Genomic DNA, 25772 nt, shown 5'->3' on the forward strand with positions numbered 1-25772 from the left:
TTATTGTATTTTTCTCATTCAATTTCAGTCATTAAGTATTCTTTAACCGCTTGAAAATCGGCCAATCTATGCTGCTTCTGCTTACTTAACATTTCTTCTAATAAGCCTTGAAAAGCCTGTAAGTGCTGCGGTAACTCAACTTTCAGACGCTGACAATGCAAAAAGGCCCAATCCAGATAATCTGTCGCCTGTAAACGCTGACCACTCAACCACTCATAAAAAATAACACCCAAAGCATAAACTTCACTTTGTAAGCTTTTAGCTTGGCCTTGAAACAGTTCAGGTGCCATATAACGCGGTGTCGCATTCAGTTCATGCAGGTCATTCTGATGGAGTATTTGGACATGCTCAAAATCAAGCAGGCAGACCCTGCCCTGATTATTTACAAAATGTTCTTGCTTTAAATCGGCATGCAAATAACCCAATTCTTGCAGGCAGATTAAAGGCTCCACAGCTTGCAGCAAATGTTGCCGAATTTGCGTGATGGATTGCTGATGCGGCATGATCTGAAAATGCGCCGGCGCATCGACCAGAATTAAGGCCTGCTCAAATTGTTCATGATTGATCTTGAAAAGCTGTTGAATAATTTGATGTGGAAGGAAAAAATTTAGATCACCTGAGCTGGCATGAGCCTGATAAAAATCCAGCTCATGTTGCCAGCCTAGTTCAGCATGTGGAGATGATATTAAACTATCAGATCTATGCGATATCTGGGTTTTTAGCCAGAGCGCATTTCCCTTGGCATAATAAAGACGCCGACCAAAACCCAGACTACGGGCTTTGGTTCGTAGTTCAAAATCAGAAATATCGAGATGATCTAAATTAAGTCGTGGCAATGTATTCAGGTATTGGATTAAGTGTATGCTGATAATTTAGCAGCTCCAGACAATGCTGAATAGTTTTCCCGACCCGTTCCTGAGTCTCAATGAGGGAAATTTTCGGCCATGTGGCACGCTCGCCTTCACGCTGTAAAATTTTAAACAGATACGGCCGTGGATTCTGCAACATATAGCTATAGTGGCGCAGGCTATATTTACCGACAATATTCACATCACCATAATAACGCTGGTCAACTACACCATAGCCATGATCCAGCAGACGGCGTACAGGAGGTAAGCTTCCGGCATGCTCTCTGGCAAAATCCATCATGCCTTTGGTAATCACCGCGCCCTGACGGCGAACAATCCGTTGCGGCCAGCTCAAGGTACCTTTACGGAAACGTGAAATATCATCCTGCATGAATGGCACGATATGCGGGTTGGTCTGACTGGCAATGGTATAATTAATATTATACAGGCGTGCCATTTTCTCCTGCGGAAAATCACTGCGCACGCTGCCATCCACCCAGCGGGTTGAACCCATATAAGGCGTATATTGACCATCATAGCGCTTACTGGTCAAACGAACCGGTGGAAACAGAACCGGCACCGCACAAGACGCCAGTACCGCACTCCAGACCAGCAAATCCGGAGAAGTATAGGCATTTAAAATGCGTGCATCCTGTCCAGCATCATAAGGTGCAACCGCAATATTGATATGCAGACCTGAGGTTTTGAGTGCTTCTTCGAAGGTCAGATCACCCAGATTTTCGACCAGAAATTTTTTTAGATATTTTACATCCGCCAGACCACCATTACCTTTCATCAATTCACTCATGGTGCGGAAATGAAAAGCCTCATGAAAGAAATTATGGCCTTTCAAAATATCAATATATTGCGAAGGTTTGGATACACCTAACATGGCGGTCATGATGGCACCCGCACTTGAACCGGACATTACCTTCGGCAACAAGTCCTGCTCCATTAAGGCTTTGCATACACCAGTATGAAACAGACCCAGCGTCGAACCACCGGAAAACATCAGGGCTGGCTGGCCATAGGCGCGCTGACAATGCTGAAAATATTCGATTTTTTCTTCCATACTGAGACAGGTACAGTCTATTGAAGCAATATAGGCTAAGCCTTGGCTGACTTCTTCGACATAATCTTCAATAATTCTTTTAGTGCCCACATAGGCTTCGGTAAACAGTAGAGGATGGGCAATGTTGGCAATATCGTAGCTCAGGCCTTCGCGCAAAATATACATCAGGTCACGGGTGCGCTTTTGTTGTCGATAGCGTCGTAATTTACCCAGACGATGTGCGATCACTTCTGCATCAAAGTAGGGTGAACTGTTATCAAATTTCCATTCCTGTGCACCTGATTCTTCATCTATTTTCAGGGCAATATATTTCCATTCCTCATAGGACTCAGCCTGTTGCAGCTGCTGCTTGAGCTTTTTAATACGATAGGCCTGATGTGGATTAATATCCTGAGTAAAATCTTTAAACAGCATCTGCCTTTTCCCTATATTTATTCTTGATACAGCTCGTACCCAGAGCCAGAAAATGTGTACAAATTTTCTATCCTCTACAATAACGAAAATTCTCTACTTTAAGCAAATTATCATACTTTTCTGGCTTTGACTGTGAATTTTGCAATGGTACTATCTTAGCCATAATTTTAAATCTGTAATGTTAAATCATGGCGAAAATTGAGTTACCTGACCATATTTTAAATGCCCTTTCGACTGTTCTGCAGCAACTTCAGCAAAGTCTGCCCGAACTAAAACAAATTCCTGATTTTTCTGCTCATGCCTATAAGTGGCAACAGGGTGAACTCAAACCTATTCATCAGCTTAGACAGATGGAACTGGCCGATTTAAAAGGGATTGAGCGACAAAAAGAAAAAGTCATCCAGAACACGTTGCAGTTTTTAAACGGCTTACCTGCCAATGATGTCTTACTGACCGGTTCACGCGGTACGGGTAAATCCTCCATTGTTCGTGCCCTACTCACCGAGTATGCAGATCAAGGGTTACGATTAATTGAAATCGAACGGGATGATTTATCCGATCTGCCTCAAATTCAGCAACTCATTGCAGAGCGTCCAGAGAAGTTCATTGTCTACTGTGATGATCTGGCCTTTAATGCCGAAGATGAAAATTATCGCAGTTTAAAGAGTGTTCTGGATGGTTCTTTACAGTCCGGTTCCAGCAATTTTGTGATTTATGCGACCAGTAACCGTCGTCATTTATTACCCGAATTCATGCATGAAAATACGCCCGTTACCCGAGTTGATGTGCCGCAATATACTGAATTACATCCTCAGGAAGCGATTGAAGAAAAAATTTCACTGTCTGACCGCTTTGGTTTATGGCTGTCTTTCTATCCAATGGATCAGAACCTGTATTTGGAAATTGTCGAACATTACCTCAAAAAGGCAGGCATGGAACTCACGCCAGAAACCCGTGCTGAAGCCCTACGCTGGTGTCAGGCACGCGGTCAACGTTCAGGACGTGCTGCCTATCAGTTTTCCAAGCACTGGATTGGTTCAACCCAACTAAATGCCTCTTAACAACTTAAAAGCGACCGGTTCAGGTCGCTTTTTTCATATAAATCATTTATATAATGATGATACTCAAAAGAAAATTAAAATTATGGATGTCGGCGCAGTTCTCATTCAACTTAAGCCCTTACACATGCAGCAAGTTCATGACTGGCAGCGTACTTTGAAAGCACGTCAAGACGAAGTAATTGAAACGCTTAAGGCTGAACAGGTTCATGTCGAGTCTTGGTTTTATCTGCAACTTCATGGTCAGGACTATTTGATTGCATATATGCGCGCCGACAATATTCAAAAAGCGCAAAATATTGCAAAACTCAGTACTTTCCCAATTGACCAAGTGCATAAACAGTTTAAAACTTCATGGCAAGCGGTTTATCCCGCCGAATTGTTATTGGATGCTACAGTTACCTGATTTATTAGCACGGCTATTCAAAATAGTTTTGTAATAAAGACTTCTCCCCAATCAATAATAAAAAAAGCCCTGGAAATACAGGGCTTTTTTGACATCTCGAATTATTGTTTATCACCGATAATGGTAGACCATAGCAGGTCATCAATTTCACTGCCATTGAAATAAACAGTAGCCTTCAATGATTCAGGCTGGTTCTGTTTGACTTCAATCACCTGATCATCGCTGTCCTTAATTCTAAGCACGCCCTCTTTTGGCAAATGCTTATAGTTATTTAATACGGTTTCATCCATTTTAAATGGTGTCGTGGTATTAAAATCAAAACTGTAACGATAATCTGCCAGATCAGGCTGACCGATAATCGTACCACGACTGGTTAAGGTACGAATCCCATTACTGCCACTGCCATAATCATCAACCAAGCTGTAATTATAATTACGCACCTGCAGATATTCTTTGCTCTTTGTATCAAATGCGATTCCAGAAGTACCTGCCTGACCGGTCTCGGCGATACGCTGGAATTCCAACTGATCGATTTGATAAGATTCGGATTGCCCCATGTTATTTTTGGTTTTACGATGCACAATTGTGCCAGAAATCAGGTAGTCGTCCTTGAGATTAAAATCTACATTTGAACCATAACGGACATTGCTAAAGCTTAAAGTCGTCGTGTCACCATTCACCGTCTGAGTAATGTTTGAGCCTTTACGGTAAATTTTATCCAGAATAATACAGTTATCTTTATCTGTTTTTAATTTCAGGGTTTTGACCGAACCAGTGGTATTGACTTCCGAACAGATCAGATTTGGATATTTAATACTATTGATGCCCAAATTATAAATTTTGATAATACGTGCAGTACGCCCATAAGGATAATCTGCGAATACTTCTCCAATCATGTGACCTAGAGCAACATTATAGTCGGTATCATTACTGGTATTTCCGGAAATTTTATCGCGAATTTTCTTTACAATATCCTGATCTTCAAACGGGACAAACTCCTCTGAAAGCTCAGGGGAAATACTTTCCGTAGGAACATTTGGAGGTGTAGTGACAGTAGGACTGTCTGAGCTACTTCCCCCACCACCGCCACAGGCACTCATTAAACCCGAAACAAGAGCAAGTCCAAAGATAGAAATCTGCTTTTTCATAAAATTTATTCCCTAAAATTTCTTTGCATTTTTATTTGGTGATCACTAAAGATTGGCCTTCTCGAAACTGAACAGCTCAAATGCTATTTCTGCCGGTGATATTTTTTCTTGGCAGCCAGCTTTATCCTTCGATATCGCTTTATCTTTAAACAAAGAAATTTTTGGTTCTGTAATTTTAATGTATATTTCAAACAACAATTATCATAAGAAATGAAGTGCTTATGTGAATCTTGTTCCTTACCAGTGTCACTTTTCAATACAATTAAAGCGCATTTAATTAAATCAATTTACTTTGCAACAAAGCTTATAAAATTTGTAATTGTTAAGTTAAAGATGGATTGAATTTTCTTTTTATGGAGAATCATGTTCAACTTTTATACAGAGCCATGAAAGAGAATATTGAAAGATAGGATGACTTTAGAGCATATAAAATGATCATTTTCATGATATGAAATACTTAATTATTTACAGAAGATTTAAAGCGTCGATTATTTTAGATTGGTCACGGATTCACTGAATTTTTTCCGACGCTTATATTCAAACATGTTCTGATCCGCTTGTGCGAGCGCTGCAAATAAACCATGACCAGGATGACGCATCGCCATACCAATCGCTGCGCCAATGTTTGCTGCTGCAAAGGCATTAATTAAACGATCCACTAAACTTTCAGTACCCGTTTCATCATTTTCCACGCTAAGAATCACAAACTCATCACCACCCAAACGAGCAACAATATCATTGATCCGTACATTATCTCGTAATATTTGCGCTGCATTTTGAATCAGTTTGTCACCTTCATCATGACCTAAATTATCATTCACTTTTTTTAGGTCATTCAGGTCAATAAATAATACAGCGGCGGGATGACCATATTGCTTGCAACGCTCTTCTTCTGCTCGCAGCAGTTTTTCCCAAGCGCGACGATTATATAGCCCGGTCAATTCATCTTTACTGGCTTCTTCCTGCAATAATTCATGCTGTCTCATCTGCTCACTCTGACGTAATTCTGCCTGCAAGATCGAACTGAGTAATTGTCCCAACAACTCGACCAGTTGTATATCTTGCACAATAGCTTCTGATTTGGTTTCTGGATCAATCGCACAGAGCGTTCCAAACAAACTGCCATCTTCTTTAAGGAGTGGCTGACCAATATAAGATTTTATACAGACCTGCTGATTAATCGGCGCTGTGGCGTATAAAGGAATTTCTTCAGAGCGGGGGGCAATTCTCGGGGCCTTACCTGCGACCATATGAGAACAAAAAGAATCAGCCCACTGAAACACTTGACCGGGTCGTATATCATAACCATGATCTTCACTTTGCAGCACAATCCAGTCTTGGCCTTCTACCCGGGTGATCATCCATAAATTAAAGCCAAAATGCTGATGCAGAAACTTTAATACTGCCTCTCCAGCATCCTGAAAACTTTTGAAATTTATATTTTCCATTCGAGATTGCCTCTGCTGCAAACCTGTAAAAATATGCATGATATCAACTTAAGCTATTAAACTATTTTTCCAGTTTCAATAGAATATAAGAGTTCTAAATACAGCTATAAAACTATATATTTACAACATACCGTTGCTATAAGTTTTCATTTAAAAATTCACAATAAAAAAGAGGCCTAAGCCTCTTTTCTTCAAGCCTGAAATCTATGCCTCAGTCGGATTAGTCAGTTCCGTCATTGGCCAACGTGGAGTTGTCGTCACAGCCAAGCCATCATGCTGTCCTGCTTTGAGACGCTGATAGCCCGCAAAAGCAATCATGGCACCATTGTCTGTACAGAGTGCAGGTTCAGCATAATAAACAGATGCACGAATCTTGGCTAAATCTGCTTCTAAACGCTCACGTAAACGCTTGTTGGCACTAACACCGCCCGCAATCACCAGACGTTTAAGCCCAGTTTGCTTCAGTGCTTTTACCGACTTTTTCACCAAAGTATCAACAATGGCTTCCTGAAAACTGGCAGCGATATCGGCATCACGATTTTCATCACCAAGTTTTTTCATCTGTACAGAAACAGCTGTTTTTAAACCACTGAATGAAAATTCTAGGCCTTGATGCAGCATTGGACGCGGGAATGCAAAGGCATTCGGGTCACCCTGCTCCGCCAGTTTGGAGATATTTGGACCACCTGGATACGGCAGACCCATCATCTTCGCGACTTTATCAAATGCTTCGCCTGCCGCATCATCAATGGATTCACCCAAGAGTTCATACTGGCCAATGCCATAAGCAGCCATGAGCTGAGAATGTCCACCCGATACCAATAATGCAACAAATGGAAACTCAGGCGGAGTTTCTGACAATAAAGGTGCCAGCATATGACCTTCCATATGATGCACACCAATTGCGGGTTTATTCAGCGCAAAGGCCAAAGTACGACCAAACAATGCACCGGTCATGAGTGCGCCCATCAGACCCGGGCCACGGGTATATGCGACTGCATCAATTTCTGATTTTTTCACGCCGCTCTGTTCAAGCAGCTCATTGATGAGTGGAATCAGTTTACGCACATGATCACGTGACGCCAGCTCTGGAACTACACCGCCATATTCTGCATGCAGTTTAATCTGGCTATAAAGCACCTGTCCGCGCAAACCCAACTCGCTGTCATACAGCGCAAGTCCTGTTTCATCACACGACGTTTCCAAGCCTAAAACGATCATTAAACTGCCTATAACCTGTATCAATTCTATTGCAGCAACTATTATAGACTTGTGGTATGAGATGTAAATGAGTAAAATACTGACCTTCACTTGTGATTGAGGGCAATTCAGCCCGAGATCTTACCCTAACTGATATGAGGATTCTTCATGCCACAAGTTAAATTGAAAGAAGGCGAACCAGTAGACGTAGCTATCCGTCGTTTCAAACGTTCATGCGAAAAAGCGGGTGTTCTTGCTGACGTACGTAAGCGTGAATTCTACGAGAAACCAACTCAAGAACGTAAGCGCAAAAAAGCTGCTGCTGTTAAACGCTACCAAAAGAAATTGGCGCGTGAATCAGTACGTACAACTCGCCTTTACTAAGATTAATTTGTGATTGATTGCCTGGAATAAATAATGACGACTTTAAAAGACCAAATCACGGATGTTTTGAAAGCAACAATGCGTGCCAAAGAAATGTCCAAGCTGACGGTCATTCGTAGTCTACAGGCAGCAATTAAGCAAATCGAAGTCGATGAGCGCAAAGAACTTGACGACGCTCAGGTTCTTGCGGTCATTGAAAAACAAATTAAACAACGTAAAGAATCGGTTAAAGCCTTTGCAGGCGCTGGCCGAGATGATTTAGCTAGTAAGGAACAAGCCGAAATTGAGATTTTGTCTCAGTTTCTACCAGAAGCTATGACTGAGGAAGAACTTGATTCCATGATTGCGCAAGCTATTGCAGCGCAACAAGCTACTAGCATGAAAGATATGGGTAAGGTGATGAATTCTCTGCGTCCGCTCATAGCCGGGCGCGCCGATCCTGCACAAGTTTCCGCCAAAATCAAAGCGCAACTTGCTTAATCCCTACTTTCTAGCATTTCCTCTTTAACGTTGAACTGCCTTTAATCAAAGACAGTTCCTGACGTATTCTTATTGCAAATTACAATCGACCTGATAACGCTTAAGTAATTGCATCTCTTTCGACGATTTCACTTCTACAATTACATCCTGTTTACTCATATTTTGAAACTGACGATCCAGATAAGGACGATTCTGGTCAGCGGCCTGATATAAACGATCAACATAACGTCCTACAATTCCACAAAATTTTGCATTCTGCTCAGGACTAAATCCCTGTTGCTGCGGATTTAAACCACTTAAAAACTGACGCGATTCCTTTTTATAATCCGCATTAATTCGTTCTATTGCTTCTACATATTCAACTGCACTCGCAGCAAAAACCCCATAACTCCATCCCAGTAGACACACGCCCAATAGTATTTTTTTCATATTATGCTTCAGTTTGATTCACGCTGATCTTTCAAAAATATTGTAGCCTGATTGAATATATTCTTGCTATATCATCCTGATACAAAAACTTAAAACCCAGTGCAACCTTAAATCTTGTATTGATGTGCCTGCTGCATCTGTTTCAGACGCTGGCGAATGGTGGACGATAAAGATTGATTATTCTTTACGCTACGCTGGGCATGTAATAATGATTTGATGGCAGTTTCTTCATATCCTGACCAATATTCTACTTCTGCACGATAGCGCAGCACATTAGCAGCCTTAATCGGCGAATCTGGCTCTGCATTGGCAGCCAGTTGCATTAGTCGCCAGCCACTGACATCCCGTGAATTGGCATTTAGAAATCGCTGCACTAAAACTTTTGCTTTATCGGGTTGCTTGGCGCGAATCAGCACTTCTGCATATTTATAATTGAGCGCTCGATTTTCCGGCATGATCCGCGCTGCTGACGCTACACTTTCCAAAGCTGCATCAAGCTGGTTCTGAGCTAAATAAATATCAGTCTGGAATAAAACCTGTAAAGGATGCATCTGGTTATGCTTTTTTGCTCGATCTAAAGTGGCCTGCGCGGCCTGGAAATCACTTTGCTGTATTCGATAGGCAGTTAAGGCAAGCTGGCCTGCAAAATTATTTTGCTGGTCCATCAGGATAAGCTGCTCTGCATTGGTCTGACCAGACAATACCCTGCTATACCACTTGATAATGTCAAAGTCTTGGTCATTGAGACTGCGTTTCACCGCAGGAAGCTGGTTGGCACGTAAACGTGCTTCACTCATACGCTCGGTGGTGAGTGGATGAGTGAACCAGAAATCCGGCAGAAAGCTTAAGCGGCTGGTCGAGCGATGCATGACCTCAAAGAAATCTGCCATACTATGCGGGTTATAGCCGGAACGATACATATATTGCATACCAATCCGGTCTGCCTCACGTTCCTGATTACGACTATAAGTGAGCTGTTTATCCAGAAGTGCTGCCTGTGAACCCATCATGACCGCTGTGCCGACATCACCATCTGCCTGAGAAGCGACCAAAGCACCGACGAGAATTCCAGCTAGCGCCAGTAAACCTTGCCCTTTAAAGGCATCCTGAGAGCGACTGTAATGACGTTGTGTGACATGTGCAATTTCATGTGCCATCACTCCTGCCACTTCATCCATATTTCGGGCTGAATTAATCAGACCAGCATTAAGTGCAAAAAGACCACCTGGTACAGCAAAGGCATTAATTTGCGGGTCATTAATAACCAGCAAACCGATCGGCTGTTGCAATTGAGTCTGACTCAGGATATGAGAAAATACTGAAAGCAGCTGATCTTCAAGCCATGGATTTTGCAGGACCGGCATTTGTTTATGCACTTCACGATAGACTTTTTCACCGATCATTTTTTCTTTTTGTTGATCGAGTAAGCCGACGCCTGTACCAATATCAGGCACAGAAAATTGTACATTTACTTGATTAAAATCATGGTTAGAGCCGTGCCCTGCTACCATATACAGACTTAAGCCACACGCCAGCGCCAATCGTTTCAATGAAAAATCTCTAATCCTGCCGATCTAATTTATCTTGAATATAGCATTGAACAATGAGCAGAGACGCAAGAAAATGTTATTTTTTAATACCATTTAAACGACGAATCAGATGCATTTTAAAATTCCGGATTGACCACATAACGGGGCACTCGTCCTTCCAAGGCATCAACAAGATTCTGATAAGCCAGTTCTGCCATTTTTTTACGGGTGGCTGCAGTGGCCGAACCCACATGTGGCAATGTAACCACATTATCCAACTGGAATAATTCCGATTCTTTTAACGGCTCTTTCTGATATACATCCAGACCGGCAGCAAAAATCTGCTTGGTTTTTAAAGCTTCAATTAATGCCTGCTCATCAATGACCGAACCACGTGAAATATTGACCAATACCGCATGAGGTTGCATTTTCGCCAATTCTGCTGCTGCAATCAGCGCCTTAGAATCCGCATTCAAATCTACTGCAACAACCACAAAGTCAGAACGCTGTAACAGTTCATCAAGCTGGCAATATTGCGCATTCACCCCTTGAGCGAGTTCTGGTTTTTCCCGGCGATTATGATACAGAATATTCATATTAAAACCGTAAAAACCACGACGTGCGATTGCCGCCCCAATATGACCGAGACCAATAATTCCGAGGGTTTTTCCAAAAATATCCATACCAAATTGTGCTTCGCCCACGGTACGCTGCCATTGTCCCTGCTTGGTCCATTGATCCAGGTAAGCCACTTTGCGTGCTGCTGACATCAGTAAAGTGAAAGCCAGGTCAGCAGTGGTTTCAGTCAGTACATGCGGCGTATGACTGAGATAAATTTTCTTTTCATTTAAATAATCCAGTTCATAGTTGTCATAACCGACACTGACACTGGAGATAATTTTTAACCGGGTGGCACTGGCCAGATTATCGCGATTCAACAAGCGCCCTGCGCCAATCATGCCATCAGCATCCTGAACCTGCTGCAAAAGCTGTTGATTCACATCGCCTAGCTTCGGTTGTATATAACTAACCTGATAATTTTGTTCCAGCTTGTTTTGAATATCAGTATCAATTTGACTAAATACAACCACTTTTTGTTTCATCTATTTTTATTCCACAGCAAGATTATTCCAGACTGGCAGTCCTATTTTGCATAAACTGCCATAAACGTTTTTTTAGAATCGGCTGATCCAGCATTTCTTGTAAAGATGCCAACTGGATCATTTTCGTATTTGATATATGCGCTACAGGCCCGAGGAAAATAATATTTTTCTCTGCACTCATTCCATCCAGAAAACCCTGAATATAGGATTCTACACCACGTCCATCCTGAACATTGGCCCAGGGAAATGGCCAGTTCAGCTCATGAAACTCACCTGGGACTGCACGCTGGATATTGCCCCATAAATTCTGGGTGTCTTCGGTCATTGCAGTTGCATCAATCACGATACTGCAATGTGCCAGACTTAAAGCCTGCAAACTGAATGGCGGGATTTGTACGATTTCACGCTCTTCCTGAACAGTTGCAATGTGAGTCGGTGCCGCAGGTGGTGTATCAACCTTAAGCGTAACAATTGGCTCTGGCTCAGGAATCGGTAGATCAGCCAACGCCTCTACGGAAGCAGGCTGTGGTAAGACGATATCGGTGTGAAATTCAGGTGCAGCCTGATCACGCCAGATCGAAACCTGGTGCGGCTGACATGCGCTGTCCCTAGGAATCCAGAGATCGATTCCTAATGTTGCCAGTATGTCACGCTGATGCCCAATCATCTTTTCATCATCACCAATTTCAGGCTGAACATTTTAGCCGGATTGCCTGTGCTTTGCCGAACTTTTTCAGCTTTTCTTTTTTATCCTGATGGATTCTAGTACAAAGTTTAGCTGTCTGCTAAAAACCGTGCTTTTAATACACCATCAAACCATTTCTGCTGTTATAACAGATTCCGGCTAAAGCTGCGCGTTGTCATTTATTTTCTACAGAATGGTTAAACTGTTCTTCTTTAACATTTGCTGAACGACCTGTTCTGCCTCAAAACCCAAGCGCCAATACAACAGCTCCATCACGTCCAACTCATCCTGTGTCACGATACGATCACTCCACAAACAGGCTTCTGCAATACCTAAAATACTGAGACGATCACGTAATAACAGCCCCGCAATATCATTCAGAATTTCTGCAAGATCAATCGGCTCATCAGAAATTTCATTGTATAAGTCCAGTTCCTGAGCGGTCAGAATCCGGTTTAAAATCCGCTCCCGCACCTCAAGCTGGTTGCCGCTATTAATCTGCTGTACATGCAGCAAGGCGTCAATCAAACGCACAATCTGTGGCTTGACTTCTTCGAGTGCTGTAGGAGTATGTGCAGGAAGCAGATTTAACTCATATTTCACACATTCCAGTAATAACGCATCCAGCAGGCCAATTTCGCCATCTTCCTGAATAATCCGTGCCAGCTTCATCAAAAACTGCCGTGCGACAGTTGTCGGCATGCCGCCGATATTCTTGCAGGCTTGCTGGAAAATCGAAATATGCACACGCCCATCGAGATTGAGCAATGAATCTACAATTGCACGACTAACTTCAGCCTCAGTCGGAATAAATTCACGATATTGACGAATCATTAAAATGGCGACCATCACTTCACGAGAGCCGGTTGCCGTTTGTAATGCACGCTCAATCAGTTCCGGACGTGGCATCTTGAGCCGAAGTTCCGGATTCAGCGGCTTGATCGCATCTTTAATCGCAAAACTGATCGGAGACAGCCGCAATAATGGCAAAGGCTGTGGCGAACTCCAGCTCATTGCAGTTTCAGGCACCACTTCTTCCAAAGAACGGAACAAACTAAACAAAGGCTGATTTTTGAGTTTTTTCAGATTCTCAAGCTGTAAGTCCTGAATCAAGGCAGGATTTAATTCATAAATCCGCTGATTGATATTGGGATGAATATTCAGCCAGTTTTGCGGGCTCAAAGAATTGGCAAAGCACATATGTGAAATGGATTCAGCATATTCACTATAAATCTGGGATCCGGAATGATGCACATGGATTCTGAGTAAAGTCTGGATATTGGCATCATTTTGAATCAGGCGACGAGTTTTCTGATCATTTTTATAGGTTCGACCACCCAACGAAATATATTTAATAAAACGGGAAATCAAAACGCCCAAACTACCAATCAGCCAGATCACCGCACCAACTGCCACATAGAAGGTTTCGAACTTGTTTTCACGCGGACTACCCGCTCGATAAAAACCAGACTTGGCAATCTTACTGCCACACTGACTAAACGTAGTTAAACTGCTATACAGAATTTTCAAACGGGTATTTTCCGCAGCCTCACCAGAGAGGATTTTATTGAATTCATGGCTGAGTAAGCCATACAGCTCGACTTTATCGAGTGTTTGTATCGCACCCCAAGTCAGAATAATCGCGGTATCCCGCGGACTAAATCCCGCCGTCAGTGCATTAACACCAACTTCATCGGGCAGCACATACACCGCCGGAACTTCAATCAGAAAAGTCTCTGCCAGTTGCTGGTTAATGTGCAGTGCAGCACTTTCTTCTGGAATACTGTCCATCGGACTCAACCGACGCGCACCCAACTGCTTCGCCAGTGAATAACCACCATTCCGAAAAATATAAAACTCGTAGATGACCGAGATCATCATGGCACATAACAACAAAGCAATCAGGTAAGGACTCAGCGCATGCCAGAAGATTGACTGGCTAGGATCAGTATAAAAAACAAAGAGACCAACAACGGTATTAATAATAAAAATAGTCAACAGAATTGCAATCAGGCAAAAACTTACAGGCAGTACTATATTTTTGTTTTTTATAAAATCGTATCCTACGTTTCGCAATGCAGAATCCTAAAATGATGATTTTCAATGGGCTCATCATAAAACAAAAAAGCGGGAAATTCCCGCTTTTTCATGATGATTTTAACTACTTAGACTTCGCGTACGCCAGTCAAATCCACTGAAGCTGCATCAATATTGACATCAATATAATTGCTTTCTTTCATGGCACTGTCACTACGTTTTTGCTGAAGATCATCCAGATATTGCGCATCAATACCGCCCGAAACATAGATGCCATCAAAGACTGAACAATCAAAGTCTTTGACATCCGGTACTTTGGTGGTTCTTACCGCATCTTTCAAATCTTCCAGATCCTGGAAAATCAGACGGTCAGCACCAATAATTTCACGGATTTCTTCTACGCTACGTCCCGATGCAATCAGCTCAGATTTCGCCGGCATATCAATACCGTAAACGTTTGGATATTTCACCATCGGTGCTGCAGACGCAAAGAATACTTTTTTCGCGCCAGAATCACGAGCCATCTGGATAATTTCATTACAGGTCGTACCACGGACAATCGAGTCATCCACCAACAGTACGTTTTTACCTTTAAACTCAAGCTCAACCGGGTTGAGTTTCTGACGTACCGATTTTTTACGCAGCTGCTGTCCCGGCATAATAAAGGTACGGCCGATATAGCGGTTTTTCATGAAACCTTCACGGAATTTCACACCCAGCATATTGGCAAGTTCTAGCGCTGAAGTACGTGAAGTATCCGGAATCGGAATCACCACATCAATATCATGCTCTTCACCCCACTCACGCAGAATTTTTTGCGCCAGTTTCTCACCCATTTTTAAACGTGCTTTATACACCGAGATTCCATCAATAATGGCATCTGGACGGGCAAAATAAACGTATTCAAAAATACAAGGACGATATTCGGCATTTACGGCACATTGCTTGGTAAAGAAATTACCTTCTAAATCAATAAATACCGCTTCACCTGGCAGAATATCACGCTCAACTTTAAAGCCCAGCGCAGTAATCGCAACAGATTCAGAAGCAATAATATATTCCATACCCTGTTCAGTTTCACGTGAACCGTAGATCAATGGACGAATACCATTTGGATCACGGAAGCCCACCAGACCCTGACCGGTAATCATCGCCACCACGCCATAAGCACCTTTGCAACGCTCATGCACACGTGTTACCGCATGGAAAATATCTTCCGACGTTGGCACCAGTTTGCCATGTTTTTGCAGTTCATGCGCAAACACGTTTAACAGGACTTCTGAATCAGAATCAGTGTTCATATGACGCAAGTCAGTTTTGAACAGGTCATCATGAATTTCTTCAGCATTGGTCAGGTTACCATTATGTGCCAAGGTAATCCCGTACGGCGAGTTCACATAAAACGGCTGTGCTTCAGCACTGCTCGATGAACCGGCTGTTGGATAACGCACATGACCAATACCGTAATTTCCTTTCAAAGCACGCATATGACGGGTATGGAATACATCACGCACCATACCATTGTCTTTGCGCAGGAATAAACGTCCTTCATCACATGTCACGATCCCAGCTGCATCTTGTCCACGATGTTGTAACATCGTTAATGCATCAAACAACATTTGGTTAACGGGTGATTTACCAGCTATACCAACTACTCCACACATAGCAACCTCGCAGACAAGCTAGGATTAATAAAAAGGATTATTTGTAGACTCATCTGCAACTCCAGACTTGGACGATGTTTCAGATGATGAAGCTGAAGGTTTCGATGCCCCTTCAGGCTTGATATGTTGTAGTGCGCCATTCGCGGCTTCTTTCGACATTTGAGTCGCCCAAGGCGCATAAGGCAATAAGGCTTGAATAAACTTGGACTGTTTCCAGTGCGGCGAGCTTTCTACCCACGGACCAATCCCCTGCATGGTAATCAGAACAATCAGCAAACCTTTCAGGCTACCAAAGACACCACCAGCCAGACGGTTGAGAGGACCCAGTTTAAGACTCTTTAAAATACGGTTCAACAGTGCAGTAACGATCCAGGTCAGAACTACAATCAGCAGGACGATAAAGGCGAAGGCCGCAATCTTTTGTACAACTGGATCTGTACTCAGAGCAACCATAGACGGCGCAAGTAGCGTTGAATATTTTGCCGCAACAATCAGGGCAAAGATCCATCCCACTAAGTTCGCAAAGGCTTTAATAAATCCTTGACGCAAACCGTTGAGCCCTCCAATGAGCAAGATAATCAGTAGAAAGATATCAATGACATTCATAGGATTTAAAGTGCGTCTACACAATCTTTTACAAGTTTAGGTCCAGTATAGATGAGGCCACTATAAACCTGTACAAGGCTGGCGCCTGCCTGTTTCTTGGCAACAGCATCTGCACCTGAAAGAATACCACCCACACCAATCAATGGAATTTGTCCTTTTAATACCGCAGCAAATGCAGCCAGACATGCGGTACTTTTCTCAAATACTGGCGCGCCAGACAAACCGCCCGCTTCCTCTGCATGCTCCAGACCCTCTACCCCTTCACGTGACAGTGTGGTATTGGTCACGATCAGACCATCGATCTTGAATTGCAATAACTGTTTGGCAATAAAGGCAATATCGCTGTTATCCAGATCAGGCGCCACTTTCAGTACCAAAGGTACATAATGCTGGTATTCCTGAGCCAATTCAAGCTGACGCTTCTTCAATGTTTCCAGCAGTTCGGTGAGTGCATCACCACTTTGCAGGCTGCGCAGGTTTTTGGTATTGGGAGAAGAAATATTGACGGTAATATAAGAAGCATAATTATAGACTTTTTCTAAACAGATGAGGTAATCATCTACTGCTTTTTCTACCGGAGTATCAGCGTTTTTACCGATATTAATACCGAGAATGCCTTTAAATTTGGCAGCTTTGACATTTTCAACCAGCTGATCCACGCCATCATTATTAAAGCCCATACGGTTAATAATGGCTTTGGCCTGTGGTAAACGGAATAAACGCGGATGAGGATTGCCGGCTTGCGGTCGCGGGGTAATGGTACCAATTTCAATAAAACCAAAACCTTGACCGGCAAGGGCGTCAATATAGGCACCATTTTTGTCCAAACCTGCCGCAAGACCTACCGGATTGGGAAATTCGATTCCCATACAGGTCACAGGTTTCGCAGCAACGTTTTGACGCATCAAGCCCATTTTATGGGATGATTTCAATAGTGATAATGTCAGCTCATGTGCACGCTCTGGTGCTAAAGAAAACAACAAAGGGCGGGCTAGAGAATACAACATATCCAGAAAAGTCTACTGCTTTTTAAGTCGGCATATTATAGGCATAGGCTGACTTAAAAACCATGCTTTGCAAATCTTTATTTTTACCGTTTATTGTATGGTCGCCGTTAATTTAATCTGTCCCGCCTCATTATTTAGTTCCATTTTCTCGATACTTAGCCCCATTTGTGCCAGCTGAGTCAGGAAATTTGCCAGTACTGCATAATTTTCATGCATGACCGCCAATTGAATTTTTCCTTCCATTTGCTGGGAAGCCACCGACAATCCTTGCTGCTGTGCGACTCGCTGTACTTTCTCCGCTGCATCCAGTTGGGTGTCCCCAGCCGGTTTCATGGTTACTGCATTACTTTGCATCCAAACAATGGTATCTTTCAGCTGATTTAAGCGTTTTTGCTGGGTATCTGCCGCCTGATGCATATACCAGAGTGCAGAACCGACTGCCGCCACAATCACAAAAACAGTGGTAAAAATCACCATTACCCGTTCACGTACCGACAAGCTGTCCAGATAATCACTCAGTTTTTCAAAAGACTGATCCATACGATTTTGTAGCGCTTCAATGCCTTTCATTATTGAATCCTCACCAGTCCGATCGCAGCTGTTCCGCTGGCCTGAATATTCCCCAGCTCCACCTTAAAGCCTTGCTGGCTTAATTGTGTGGTCAGTGCATTTAACGTTTCTGATGAATTGGCTTTAAGCTCCATACTTAACACAGAAGCATCATAATTCACCCGTTGTGCCACAATCTGATTTTGCATCAAGACTGGCCCCACCCGACTAATCAGCTGCAATGCATGCGTATCTGCAATCTGGCTTTGACGCAACTGCCCTTCAAACTGACTTTTGATATTCTGCTCAGTGACCGGATAATTTTGTCCAAACCAGTATTTAAACTGGTCGATGGCTTGCGCGGCGGTCTGATTCGCCACTTTCTTATATTGATACCAGCGCACAGCATCATAACTAAACTGCAATACTAAAATACCCAGAAAAACCGCCGCGCAGGCTTTCCAGTAGCCGGAAATAGCGCCATTGGATTTTGCTTTAGGCAAGACATTAAACGGATGCTGTTTCGGTTTTTTTAGTACAGGAATTCCATATTGGAAAGACTCCAGTTGCTCCTGAGTGACCAGTGCTTCAAGACTACGCAACTGCTCCTGATTCAGATTGCTCACCTTATAGCTGAGATCCTTGGGCTGATAATCCAGATAAAGGCTTAGATCATCCAGCGACTGGCCGATATATTCCGACTCGCGCACCAGCAAACGTCCACCGATTTGCGCAATCACACGCTGATTGGCATCAGGAACAGGCAGCACCAAAAAGTCCGGTAACAAAGCTGCCAGCTTGACTGGGATCAGGCTTAAAGCATGTTGCAAGGTCTCAAGCGTAGAATTCGCAACCCCCATAATGCTGATCTGATCCGGCTGCTGAAAATGATGTAGCACTTTCATAGCATCTACCGGCAGCACCACGTATTCTTCAAGCAAATATTTAATGCCATCATTGCCCATTTTCTTATATTGGCTCTTGGGCAAGGTCTGCTGCAAAATTTGCACATGACGGCTCGGAAAAAACACCACCGCCTCTTCGCCATGATGAGCCTGTATATCCTGAATCAGCTGCTCAAGTGTGGCTGCAGTGTTCCAGAATTCCCCAGTTGACCATTGCCAAACCCCATTGGCTTCAGGCATCCATAAATACAACATCGATTGTGTTCTGCCGTTTTAATTAATTTTTTATAGTGTAGGAATAAAACTTTTAATCTGTGTGGATAAGCCCTGGGCAATCACCGCCTGATCATAAATGCGTGCTTCTGCCAATGCATAGGGATGAAAAGATTCAGCCAGCAGAATGGAAGACATATGGGCCACCACATTCATATGACACACCACTACAATCGACTCATAAGGCAGTTGCGATAACCATTCCACTGCGACTTTGGCATCATCATCCGGTTTGATCGTATTACAGATCACCACCGGCACATCTTTAAAATACTGCTGCAAATGTGCCAGAGTTTCCTGCGCTCGCAATAACGGACTGACCACAAAGACTTCAGGCTTAATCAGATCCTTTAAGAACTGCGCAGTTTGCTCAGCCTGTTGATGACCACGCTCCGTTAAAGGTCGCTTGGTGTCATTACCATTGACCGGTGGTGCGGCCTCGCCATGTCGAACTAAAGTCAGTTGCATTTGATTTCCTTATATTCTTTTGCCTGCATGATAAGCAGCGAATATGACAATTCGCAGACAGTCCCTGTGTTATAGATCAGACTTGATGATGTGGCAAGACAAATTCAACATCACTGCGATGACCGTTTTTCATCAATGACAATGCAATATTGAGTGGCGGCGCACCTTCAAAAATCACATCATACAAGGCCGAGGTAATCGGCATATACACATCGAGTTCTTCCGAACGTGCCTTGACCTGCAAAATAGTATTAATCCCTTCTGCCGTTTGACCCAGTTCAGTTGTTGCCTGCTCCAAAGTCTTACCCTTGCCAAGTGCGTAACCCACCTGATAATTACGACTGAGCGGACTGCTACAGGTTGCGAACAAATCACCCACACCTGAAAGCCCAAGAAAGGTCAGCGGATTTGCACCGAGTTTTACTGCAAAACGGCTCATTTCAGCCAAAGCACGGGTCAGGATCATACTCTTGGTATTTTCACCCACGTTATACGCAGCAGCCATGCCCATCGCGACAGCATAGATATTTTTTAATGCGCCCCCGAGTTCTACCCCATGCACATCATCACTGGCGAATACGCGGAACAAGGCACTATGTAGGGCTTGTTGTACGGCATAACGCACCAGCTCGGACTGGCTGGCAATCACGGTTCCTGCCGGCTGTCCTGCCACAATTTCCTTGGCCAGATTCGGTCCTGATAACACACCATAAGGCACTTCAGGCAACACTTCACGAATAATATCGCTCATGAAACTAAAGGTTTTGGCTTCAATACCCTTGGTCAGCGAGATCACGGCTTGCGATGTAATAAAAGGTTTGATTTGCTGCAAGACATCCCGGAAAGAATGGCTCGGAATAGCGACTAAAATAATATCTCGATCACGCACAGCCTGTTCTAGTTCTGACACCGCCAGCAGATTTTCTTCTAACTTAAAATCTGGCAAATAGCGTTTATTGATATGCGTGACATTAATATCTGCCGCAACTGCTTCATCACGAATCCAGATCATGGTATTGCAACCATTACGCACTGCAGTATTGGCCATTGCAGTACCGAAGCTGCCCCCACCCAATACCGTGACTCTTAAAGCTGTCTTATGATCAACTGCAACCGGTTCTACCAGTTTTGAGAAATTTAATTCTGACATCTTATTTTTTAATATCCTGTTATACCCTGCAAACTAGCTGTTCTGGTTCCAATAACTGACAAAATCACCGGTTTGAATCTCTGCGCGTGCTGGAATTGCTTTTGCTGCAGTGCCAATATAAATAATACCTGAGACCAGATCATCTTTTGAAATTCCCAATGCCTGCTTAAACAAGCCAGACTCGACTACAGCACCGCTACGCCACATGGTCGAGAAACCCTGAACCTGAAGTGACAACAGAAAATTCTGAATGGTTGCGCCTGAACTAAGGATTTGTTCAAAATGCGGAACTTTAGGATGATCCTGCAAACGCGTTAAGGCAAGCACCAATAAAGGCGCACGAAATGGATGATTCTTGACCCGCTCAATCTGCGCTGTTTCAGTTTCACCCAAATCGACGAGCGCCTGCGACAGCAACCCTCCAAAAGCTTCACGCTGATTATCTGGAACCACGACAAATGTGGTCGGCTTGAGCCGATGATGATCGGGTGCAGTTAATGCCGCCTGAAAGGCTTTTTCCAGTTGTTCTGCATTCGGTGCCGGTGCCAGCAGATGACCAATCGATTGCCGTTGGTGAATATTTTGATGAACGATGTCAATCGCAGATTCCGTCATTGCCTTGTATATCTACACTTAAAAACCATACTCAAGATTAGCATATTCAAAGAAAAATACGCTAGAAACTTCATAGCGATTCAGCAAGCTCATCGCCACTTGAAAATAAACTTGTTTGGTTTTTCAATCCTGTACTGCTCTATTTTTCACCTAACTCACATAGAGCTATACCAAAAATTGCTAAACTTATACAACAGCTACAAAATCTGCGCTGCTTGCTGTGTTGAAATATTCAGCATCGTATTTACTTGAGATTTCATGATGAAAAAAACAATCCCTTTCAGCGGATTAGCTATTTCTGCATTACTGCTTACTGCGTGTGCCTCAAACCCGACTGCATTGGCAGTGCAAAAGGAAAATAACCAGTATGAGGTGACCGGATTAGGTAAAAATCAACTGACCTCAAAAAACAATGCGATTACTGCGGCCAATAAAGCTTGTGGCTCTCGATCAACCCCCATTATTGTGGATGAAAAGACAGCTTATAACGGCGCTTTAAAAGGCGTAGTCGATGAACAAACAGGTCAGATGATTCAGGCAGCAGCTACCGTTCTCGGGAATATCGCAGGTACCAATACCGGTTTAAACCAGAATGATGATTATCAGACGGTTCTTACATTCCGCTGTCAGGCCAAATAAGCTAATAAACCATAGCGCAATAAAAAACCGCTCTTCAAGAGCGGTTTTTCTATGGTCTGGATTAGCAGTAACCTTCCAGGCGGGTCAAAGGCAATTTTTGCCCAATGGCTTTTTCAATTTCTGGCAGATAGAACGCATCATCTTCTGCAAGGAAACTGATACTCACACCACTGGTTCCCGCACGACCGGTACGGCCAATACGATGCACATAATCATCCGACTGTTCCGGCAAGGTGAAGTTCACTACATGCGATACACCATCAACATGGATGCCACGACCTGCAACATCTGTTGCAATCATGATGTTATGTTTACCATTTTTGAACTGGTCCAGCATTTTCAGGCGTTTGTCCTGAGCAATTTCGCCCGACAACATCACCACCTTATAACCATCACGTTTTAAATGATCATAAAGTTTGCGCACCTGATCACGACGGTTGGCAAAAATCATGACTTTTTCAATCGGCTCATCACGCAGAATTTCTTGCAACAATTTATATTTGTCCGCCTTGGCGACCATATAAACCCGTTGTTCGACATCGGCATTGGTTTTCTTTTCCGGTTCAATTTCAACTGTGACCGGTTCAAATAACCATTGTTGTGCAAGATTCAGCACATCGTAGCTGAAAGTTGCAGAGAACATTAAAGTCTGACGTTGTTCTTTACGCGGCGAGAAACGCACAATGCGCTTTACTGAAGGAATAAAGCCCATATCTAGTAAGCGGTCGGCTTCATCAATGACCAAAAATTCAATCTGATCCAGCCAGACTTCTTTTTGTTCTACAAAATCGATCAAACGACCCGGTGTAGCCACCATAATATCGACAGGCGCTTTATTAAGCTGGTTCTTTTGCTTGTCAAAATCCACACCACCCAGCAAGGTCACCACATTGAGACCAGCATATTTCGCCAGATCCTGTGCATCGCTTTCGATCTGTAACGCCAGTTCACGGGTCGGTGCCAAAATCAGCGCACGTGGCTCACCACGATAGCGTTGTTCCTGAATCGGATTATTTAACAGATCATTCATGATACTAATTAAAAAGGCGGCAGTTTTGCCTGTACCTGTCTGTGCACGGCCAATAGCATCATGTCCTGCCAGCGTGAATTTCAAAACCTTCTGCTGGATAGGCGTCATGGTGGTAAAGCCTAAAGCATCAATCGCTTTTTTTAGATTGGGATGTAAATTTAAGGTTTCAAAACCAGATGACATAAAGCGGTGCTCTAATTGGGTAATCACTAAGATAGGGATAGTATAAACAAAAAACGCCCCAAGTTATATTGGAGCGTTTTCTTTTTAGCTTAATCCGAAGATTAGTCTAATGGTTGAACTTCTTCAGCTTGAAAGCCTTTTTGGCCTTTAACAACACTGAATTCAACACGTTGGCCGTCACGAAGTGAACGGTGACCGTCACCTTGGATAGCACGGAAATGAACGAATACGTCATCGCCGCCGTTACGTTGAATAAAGCCGAAGCCTTTAGTATCGTTAAACCACTTAACTACGCCTTGTTCGCGAGCAGCTGTCATAAGTTAATCCTCATTGAAACTAAAAGAAGGACCACCCGGTGTTGCAAACAGCAGAGCAAACAAGTTTGAAAATATTATTTTTAAGCTTGTAATCATTCTGTAAAACTATCAACAAAATCCCGGTTACATCCATTTATGTAATAGGGTGAAAAACAATCACTTTGTTTATTCAAAGTCCCAAATACGCAACGAGCTTAACATGGGTTTATCACAATTAATAGATTTTTTTTAGCATGTTCTGTTTGATTTAGTTATTTTTTTCATGAAAATTGTCAAAAGACTTTATAAAGTCATTTAGATCTTCTTTTTCTTAAACTAGTTTGGTTCTGGCATCATATTTGCTACTATTTATAGCCTTTTCTGCTACCTAAATGAAACCGTAATGCTCGAAGATCCAGCGCATTTCAGCCTTATAGACGCCATGGGAAAACCGTGCCCGATGCCGCTATTAATGTTAAAGCGCGCACTAAAGGCCGGAAATCAGAAAACATTCCTGCTGAAATCATCTGATCCGCATAGCCAGACAGATGTCAGCCGCTATTGTCAGCTGCATCAGCTCAAGCTTGAATTTAAAAAAATTTCTGATACAGAGTTTCACTACTTAATTGAATCTTAAAAATTTTCAATTAAACTGTTGATCTTCACTTTCGTATACTTTTTTACATTTCTCTACCCAAATATCCATTATTTGCGGAGAGATTGGATTAAGATAAAACCTAGTTTAGGGTTATCCCGCACTTCAAGGAGAACACATGAGTGACAGCCGCAATCAGTTAATGCCCCTGTCATTATCGGCGCCAGGTGTCAACCTCGGTGCTTATATCAGCACTGTCAATCAGATTCCGATTTTAACGGCCGAACAAGAAAAAGAGTTGGCTGAACGCTATTATTATGACCAAGATTTAGATGCAGCGAAAATGCTGGTCATGTCGCATTTGCGTTTTGTAGTACATATTGCGCGTAGTTATGCAGGTTATGGTTTGCCACAAGGCGACCTGATTCAGGAAGGCAACCTGGGCCTGATGAAAGCTGTAAAACGTTTTGACCCGAATATGGGCGTACGTCTGGTGTCATTTGCCGTGCACTGGATCAAGGCGGAAATTCACGAATATGTGATCCGTAACTGGCGTATTGTGAAAATCGCCACCACTAAAGCGCAACGTAAACTGTTCTTTAATCTGCGCAGCCTGAAGAAATCATCGAAAAAGTTGACGCTCGCAGAAGCACAGTCTATTGCCAATGATTTAAATGTTACACCAGAACAAGTACTGGAAATGGAAGGCCGTCTGACGGCGTATGATGCGGCTTTTGATGCATCAAGCGATGACGATGATGAAGGTTCCACCCATGTGGCACCAGCGTTATATCTTGAAGATAATCGTTATGACCCGGCTCGTCTGATTGAAAATGAAGACTATGAGGAGCAAAGCACCTCTGCCCTGCATGAAGCCATGGATCAGCTAGATGATCGTTCACGTAATATCTTGCAGCGTCGCTGGCTAGATGACGAGAAATCGACCCTGCATGAGCTTGCAGCCGAATATAATGTTTCTGCGGAACGTATTCGTCAGCTGGAAAAAAATGCCATGGAAAAAATTAAAGTGGCGATGTCATCCAATTAACACCAAATTCTGTTACTGATTTACCTCGAAAAAGCCTTCTTTGATGAAGGCTTTTTTATGTCCGCATTTTGAATTTATGCTAAGGTTGAGCGCAAACTTTATCAGGAAGATCAATTCAAATGTGGATTGCGATTTCAGCACTTAATTTGGCACTTGCAGTCATGCTCGGTGCTTTTGGTGCACATGGTTTAAAAGCGCGGGCGACTGAAGCACAGCTCGGCTGGTGGCAAACGGCAACGGATTATTTTTTCTATCATGCCTTAGGACTACTGATTCTTTCTTTACTGGCGAAAGTCATCCCTGCATTGCCCATTCAATGGAGCTTCGGTCTGATTCAGGTCGGCATTTTACTGTTTTCTGGCTCACTGTATATCATGGCCTTAGGATTACCCCGCGGTTTAGGTGCTATTACGCCCATCGGCGGGGCTTTAATGATTGCCGGATGGTTAATTCTGGCCTGGAATGCTTTAAAATACGCCAGATAAGTTTGAACAACACTTAAT

28 protein-coding genes are annotated in these 25772 nt (G+C 43.1%); 8 read left to right on the forward strand and 20 right to left on the reverse strand.

Going from position 1 to position 25772, the window contains the following annotated elements; translation table 11 throughout:
- Window positions 1–14 precede the first annotated feature (14 nt).
- Entirely contained in the window at window positions 15–836 is an 822-nt protein-coding gene (locus tag NI465_RS08160) for a protein kinase domain-containing protein (RefSeq protein WP_253144993.1), read from the reverse strand.
- Complete coding sequence (locus tag NI465_RS08165; protein ID WP_005246731.1) at window positions 823–2334, reverse strand: DUF3336 domain-containing protein; 1512 nt, start codon at window positions 2332–2334, stop codon at window positions 823–825. The genes NI465_RS08160 and NI465_RS08165 overlap by 14 nt, the downstream gene beginning before the upstream one ends.
- 188 nt (window positions 2335–2522) lie before the next feature.
- Here NI465_RS08165 and NI465_RS08170 point away from each other — a divergent pair, with 188 nt between their 5' ends.
- Both NI465_RS08170 and NI465_RS08175 read left to right on the forward strand, forming a co-directional pair.
- Window positions 2523–3395, forward strand: a complete 873-nt coding sequence (locus NI465_RS08170; RefSeq protein WP_180038878.1) for an ATP-binding protein — start codon at window positions 2523–2525, stop codon at window positions 3393–3395.
- A complete protein-coding gene (locus NI465_RS08175) occupies window positions 3385–3798 on the forward strand; it encodes a DUF6176 family protein (protein WP_004646620.1) in 414 nt (137 codons plus the stop codon). The genes NI465_RS08170 and NI465_RS08175 overlap by 11 nt, the downstream gene beginning before the upstream one ends.
- A gap of 101 nt (window positions 3799–3899) precedes the next feature.
- On the opposite strand, the gene NI465_RS08180 is transcribed toward NI465_RS08175, so the two are convergent.
- From NI465_RS08180 to tsaD, 3 genes are all read right to left on the reverse strand, one after another.
- Window positions 3900–4946 (reverse strand): hypothetical protein, encoded by a 1047-nt coding sequence (locus NI465_RS08180; protein WP_180086741.1) that lies wholly within the window; start codon window positions 4944–4946, stop codon window positions 3900–3902.
- A 488-nt stretch (window positions 4947–5434) separates the two neighbouring features.
- On the reverse strand, window positions 5435–6394 hold the full coding sequence (locus NI465_RS08185) for a sensor domain-containing diguanylate cyclase (RefSeq protein ID WP_004646617.1): 960 nt from the start codon (window positions 6392–6394) through the stop codon (window positions 5435–5437).
- A gap of 204 nt (window positions 6395–6598) precedes the next feature.
- Entirely contained in the window at window positions 6599–7615 is a 1017-nt protein-coding gene (gene tsaD / locus NI465_RS08190; protein ID WP_004280030.1) for a tRNA (adenosine(37)-N6)-threonylcarbamoyltransferase complex transferase subunit TsaD, read from the reverse strand.
- Window positions 7616–7762: 147 nt separating this feature from the next.
- On the opposite strand from tsaD, the gene rpsU reads away from it, so the two are divergent.
- Both rpsU and NI465_RS08200 read left to right on the forward strand, forming a co-directional pair.
- Entirely contained in the window at window positions 7763–7978 is a 216-nt protein-coding gene (rpsU, locus tag NI465_RS08195) for a 30S ribosomal protein S21 (RefSeq protein WP_001136722.1), read from the forward strand.
- A gap of 33 nt (window positions 7979–8011) precedes the next feature.
- Window positions 8012–8458, forward strand: coding sequence for a GatB/YqeY domain-containing protein (locus NI465_RS08200; RefSeq protein WP_004280076.1), 447 nt, complete (start codon window positions 8012–8014; stop codon window positions 8456–8458).
- A gap of 69 nt (window positions 8459–8527) precedes the next feature.
- Here NI465_RS08200 and NI465_RS08205 read toward each other — a convergent pair whose 3' ends face one another.
- The 13 genes from NI465_RS08205 to NI465_RS08265 form a co-directional block, all read right to left on the reverse strand.
- Window positions 8528–8887, reverse strand: coding sequence for a hypothetical protein (locus NI465_RS08205; protein ID WP_004646616.1), 360 nt, complete (start codon window positions 8885–8887; stop codon window positions 8528–8530).
- 107 nt (window positions 8888–8994) lie between these two features.
- Window positions 8995–10437: a M48 family metalloprotease gene (locus NI465_RS08210; RefSeq protein ID WP_004646615.1), complete on the reverse strand. Its 1443-nt coding sequence runs from the start codon at window positions 10435–10437 to the stop codon at window positions 8995–8997.
- Between the two features lie 116 nt (window positions 10438–10553).
- A complete protein-coding gene (locus tag NI465_RS08215) occupies window positions 10554–11519 on the reverse strand; it encodes a 2-hydroxyacid dehydrogenase (protein WP_004646614.1) in 966 nt (321 codons plus the stop codon).
- 22 nt (window positions 11520–11541) lie between these two features.
- Window positions 11542–12186 (reverse strand): hypothetical protein, encoded by a 645-nt coding sequence (locus tag NI465_RS08220; protein WP_071850340.1) that lies wholly within the window; start codon window positions 12184–12186, stop codon window positions 11542–11544.
- Between the two features lie 204 nt (window positions 12187–12390).
- Complete coding sequence (locus tag NI465_RS08225; RefSeq protein ID WP_004646611.1) at window positions 12391–14280, reverse strand: M48 family metalloprotease; 1890 nt, start codon at window positions 14278–14280, stop codon at window positions 12391–12393.
- 89 nt (window positions 14281–14369) lie between these two features.
- On the reverse strand, window positions 14370–15905 hold the full coding sequence (gene purF, locus NI465_RS08230) for an amidophosphoribosyltransferase (RefSeq protein WP_004646610.1): 1536 nt from the start codon (window positions 15903–15905) through the stop codon (window positions 14370–14372).
- 24 nt (window positions 15906–15929) lie between these two features.
- The gene (locus NI465_RS08235; RefSeq protein ID WP_004646609.1) at window positions 15930–16511 is read right to left on the reverse strand and encodes a CvpA family protein; all 582 of its coding nucleotides are present in this window, start codon (window positions 16509–16511) and stop codon (window positions 15930–15932) included.
- Between the two features lie 5 nt (window positions 16512–16516).
- Window positions 16517–17518 carry a quinone-dependent dihydroorotate dehydrogenase gene (locus NI465_RS08240; protein WP_004646608.1) on the reverse strand — a complete coding sequence of 334 codons (1002 nt, stop codon included), beginning with the start codon at window positions 17516–17518 and terminating at the stop codon, window positions 16517–16519.
- Between the two features lie 90 nt (window positions 17519–17608).
- A complete protein-coding gene (locus NI465_RS08245; protein WP_004280088.1) occupies window positions 17609–18088 on the reverse strand; it encodes a type II secretion system protein M in 480 nt (159 codons plus the stop codon).
- Entirely contained in the window at window positions 18088–19227 is a 1140-nt protein-coding gene (gspL, locus tag NI465_RS08250) for a type II secretion system protein GspL (RefSeq protein WP_004646607.1), read from the reverse strand. Before gspL ends, NI465_RS08245 begins: the two co-directional genes overlap by 1 nt.
- A 30-nt stretch (window positions 19228–19257) precedes the next feature.
- A complete protein-coding gene (gene sixA, locus NI465_RS08255) occupies window positions 19258–19713 on the reverse strand; it encodes a phosphohistidine phosphatase SixA (protein ID WP_004646606.1) in 456 nt (151 codons plus the stop codon).
- A 76-nt stretch (window positions 19714–19789) separates the two neighbouring features.
- Window positions 19790–20863, reverse strand: coding sequence for an NAD(P)H-dependent glycerol-3-phosphate dehydrogenase (locus NI465_RS08260; protein WP_219309656.1), 1074 nt, complete (start codon window positions 20861–20863; stop codon window positions 19790–19792).
- Window positions 20864–20896: 33 nt separating this feature from the next.
- Window positions 20897–21478: a nitroreductase family protein gene (locus tag NI465_RS08265; RefSeq protein WP_253144996.1), complete on the reverse strand. Its 582-nt coding sequence runs from the start codon at window positions 21476–21478 to the stop codon at window positions 20897–20899.
- Window positions 21479–21736: 258 nt separating this feature from the next.
- Here NI465_RS08265 and NI465_RS08270 point away from each other — a divergent pair, with 258 nt between their 5' ends.
- Window positions 21737–22117, forward strand: a complete 381-nt coding sequence (locus NI465_RS08270) for a hypothetical protein (protein WP_253144998.1) — start codon at window positions 21737–21739, stop codon at window positions 22115–22117.
- 61 nt (window positions 22118–22178) lie between these two features.
- On the opposite strand, the gene rhlB is transcribed toward NI465_RS08270, so the two are convergent.
- Together rhlB and NI465_RS08280 are read right to left on the reverse strand one after the other, a co-directional pair.
- Complete coding sequence (rhlB, locus tag NI465_RS08275; RefSeq protein ID WP_004280098.1) at window positions 22179–23330, reverse strand: ATP-dependent RNA helicase RhlB; 1152 nt, start codon at window positions 23328–23330, stop codon at window positions 22179–22181.
- 101 nt (window positions 23331–23431) lie between these two features.
- Window positions 23432–23647: a cold-shock protein gene (locus NI465_RS08280; RefSeq protein WP_004280099.1), complete on the reverse strand. Its 216-nt coding sequence runs from the start codon at window positions 23645–23647 to the stop codon at window positions 23432–23434.
- 382 nt (window positions 23648–24029) lie between these two features.
- Here NI465_RS08280 and NI465_RS08285 point away from each other — a divergent pair, with 382 nt between their 5' ends.
- The 3 genes from NI465_RS08285 (at window position 24030) to NI465_RS08295 (ending at window position 25754) form a co-directional block, all read left to right on the forward strand.
- The gene (locus NI465_RS08285; RefSeq protein ID WP_035335151.1) at window positions 24030–24263 is read left to right on the forward strand and encodes a sulfurtransferase TusA family protein; all 234 of its coding nucleotides are present in this window, start codon (window positions 24030–24032) and stop codon (window positions 24261–24263) included.
- Window positions 24264–24399: 136 nt separating this feature from the next.
- Window positions 24400–25269: an RNA polymerase sigma factor RpoH gene (gene rpoH, locus NI465_RS08290; RefSeq protein ID WP_004280101.1), complete on the forward strand. Its 870-nt coding sequence runs from the start codon at window positions 24400–24402 to the stop codon at window positions 25267–25269.
- Window positions 25270–25388: 119 nt separating this feature from the next.
- Window positions 25389–25754, forward strand: a complete 366-nt coding sequence (locus NI465_RS08295; protein WP_004280103.1) for a DUF423 domain-containing protein — start codon at window positions 25389–25391, stop codon at window positions 25752–25754.
- The last annotated feature ends 18 nt before the right edge of the window (window positions 25755–25772 follow it).

It is taken from the genome of Acinetobacter lwoffii (genome assembly GCF_024129855.1).
GTDB lineage: Bacteria > Pseudomonadota > Gammaproteobacteria > Pseudomonadales > Moraxellaceae > Acinetobacter > Acinetobacter lwoffii_L.

Bases quoted from the DNA above. Each gene is read 5' to 3' on its own strand.
- NI465_RS08165 (WP_005246731.1), bottom strand. From the start codon at position 2,334: ATGCTGTTTAAAGATTTTACTCAGGATATTAATCCACATCAGGCCTAT.
- NI465_RS08170 (WP_180038878.1), top strand. From the start codon at position 2,523: ATGGCGAAAATTGAGTTACCTGACCATATTTTAAATGCCCTTTCGACT.
- NI465_RS08175 (WP_004646620.1), top strand. From the start codon at position 3,385: ATGCCTCTTAACAACTTAAAAGCGACCGGTTCAGGTCGCTTTTTTCAT.
- NI465_RS08180 (WP_180086741.1), bottom strand. From the start codon at position 4,946: ATGAAAAAGCAGATTTCTATCTTTGGACTTGCTCTTGTTTCGGGTTTA.
- NI465_RS08185 (WP_004646617.1), bottom strand. From the start codon at position 6,394: ATGGAAAATATAAATTTCAAAAGTTTTCAGGATGCTGGAGAGGCAGTA.
- tsaD (WP_004280030.1), bottom strand. From the start codon at position 7,615: ATGATCGTTTTAGGCTTGGAAACGTCGTGTGATGAAACAGGACTTGCG.
- rpsU (WP_001136722.1), top strand. From the start codon at position 7,763: ATGCCACAAGTTAAATTGAAAGAAGGCGAACCAGTAGACGTAGCTATC.
- NI465_RS08200 (WP_004280076.1), top strand. From the start codon at position 8,012: ATGACGACTTTAAAAGACCAAATCACGGATGTTTTGAAAGCAACAATG.
- NI465_RS08205 (WP_004646616.1), bottom strand. From the start codon at position 8,887: ATGAAAAAAATACTATTGGGCGTGTGTCTACTGGGATGGAGTTATGGG.
- NI465_RS08215 (WP_004646614.1), bottom strand. From the start codon at position 11,519: ATGAAACAAAAAGTGGTTGTATTTAGTCAAATTGATACTGATATTCAA.
- NI465_RS08220 (WP_071850340.1), bottom strand. From the start codon at position 12,186: ATGATTGGGCATCAGCGTGACATACTGGCAACATTAGGAATCGATCTC.
- purF (WP_004646610.1), bottom strand. From the start codon at position 15,905: ATGTGTGGAGTAGTTGGTATAGCTGGTAAATCACCCGTTAACCAAATG.
- NI465_RS08235 (WP_004646609.1), bottom strand. From the start codon at position 16,511: ATGAATGTCATTGATATCTTTCTACTGATTATCTTGCTCATTGGAGGG.
- NI465_RS08240 (WP_004646608.1), bottom strand. From the start codon at position 17,518: ATGTTGTATTCTCTAGCCCGCCCTTTGTTGTTTTCTTTAGCACCAGAG.
- NI465_RS08245 (WP_004280088.1), bottom strand. From the start codon at position 18,088: ATGAAAGGCATTGAAGCGCTACAAAATCGTATGGATCAGTCTTTTGAA.
- gspL (WP_004646607.1), bottom strand. From the start codon at position 19,227: ATGTTGTATTTATGGATGCCTGAAGCCAATGGGGTTTGGCAATGGTCA.
- sixA (WP_004646606.1), bottom strand. From the start codon at position 19,713: ATGCAACTGACTTTAGTTCGACATGGCGAGGCCGCACCACCGGTCAAT.
- NI465_RS08260 (WP_219309656.1), bottom strand. From the start codon at position 20,863: ATGTCAGAATTAAATTTCTCAAAACTGGTAGAACCGGTTGCAGTTGAT.
- NI465_RS08265 (WP_253144996.1), bottom strand. From the start codon at position 21,478: ATGACGGAATCTGCGATTGACATCGTTCATCAAAATATTCACCAACGG.
- NI465_RS08270 (WP_253144998.1), top strand. From the start codon at position 21,737: ATGATGAAAAAAACAATCCCTTTCAGCGGATTAGCTATTTCTGCATTA.
- rhlB (WP_004280098.1), bottom strand. From the start codon at position 23,330: ATGTCATCTGGTTTTGAAACCTTAAATTTACATCCCAATCTAAAAAAA.
- NI465_RS08280 (WP_004280099.1), bottom strand. From the start codon at position 23,647: ATGACAGCTGCTCGCGAACAAGGCGTAGTTAAGTGGTTTAACGATACT.
- NI465_RS08285 (WP_035335151.1), top strand. From the start codon at position 24,030: ATGCTCGAAGATCCAGCGCATTTCAGCCTTATAGACGCCATGGGAAAA.
- rpoH (WP_004280101.1), top strand. From the start codon at position 24,400: ATGAGTGACAGCCGCAATCAGTTAATGCCCCTGTCATTATCGGCGCCA.
- NI465_RS08295 (WP_004280103.1), top strand. From the start codon at position 25,389: ATGTGGATTGCGATTTCAGCACTTAATTTGGCACTTGCAGTCATGCTC.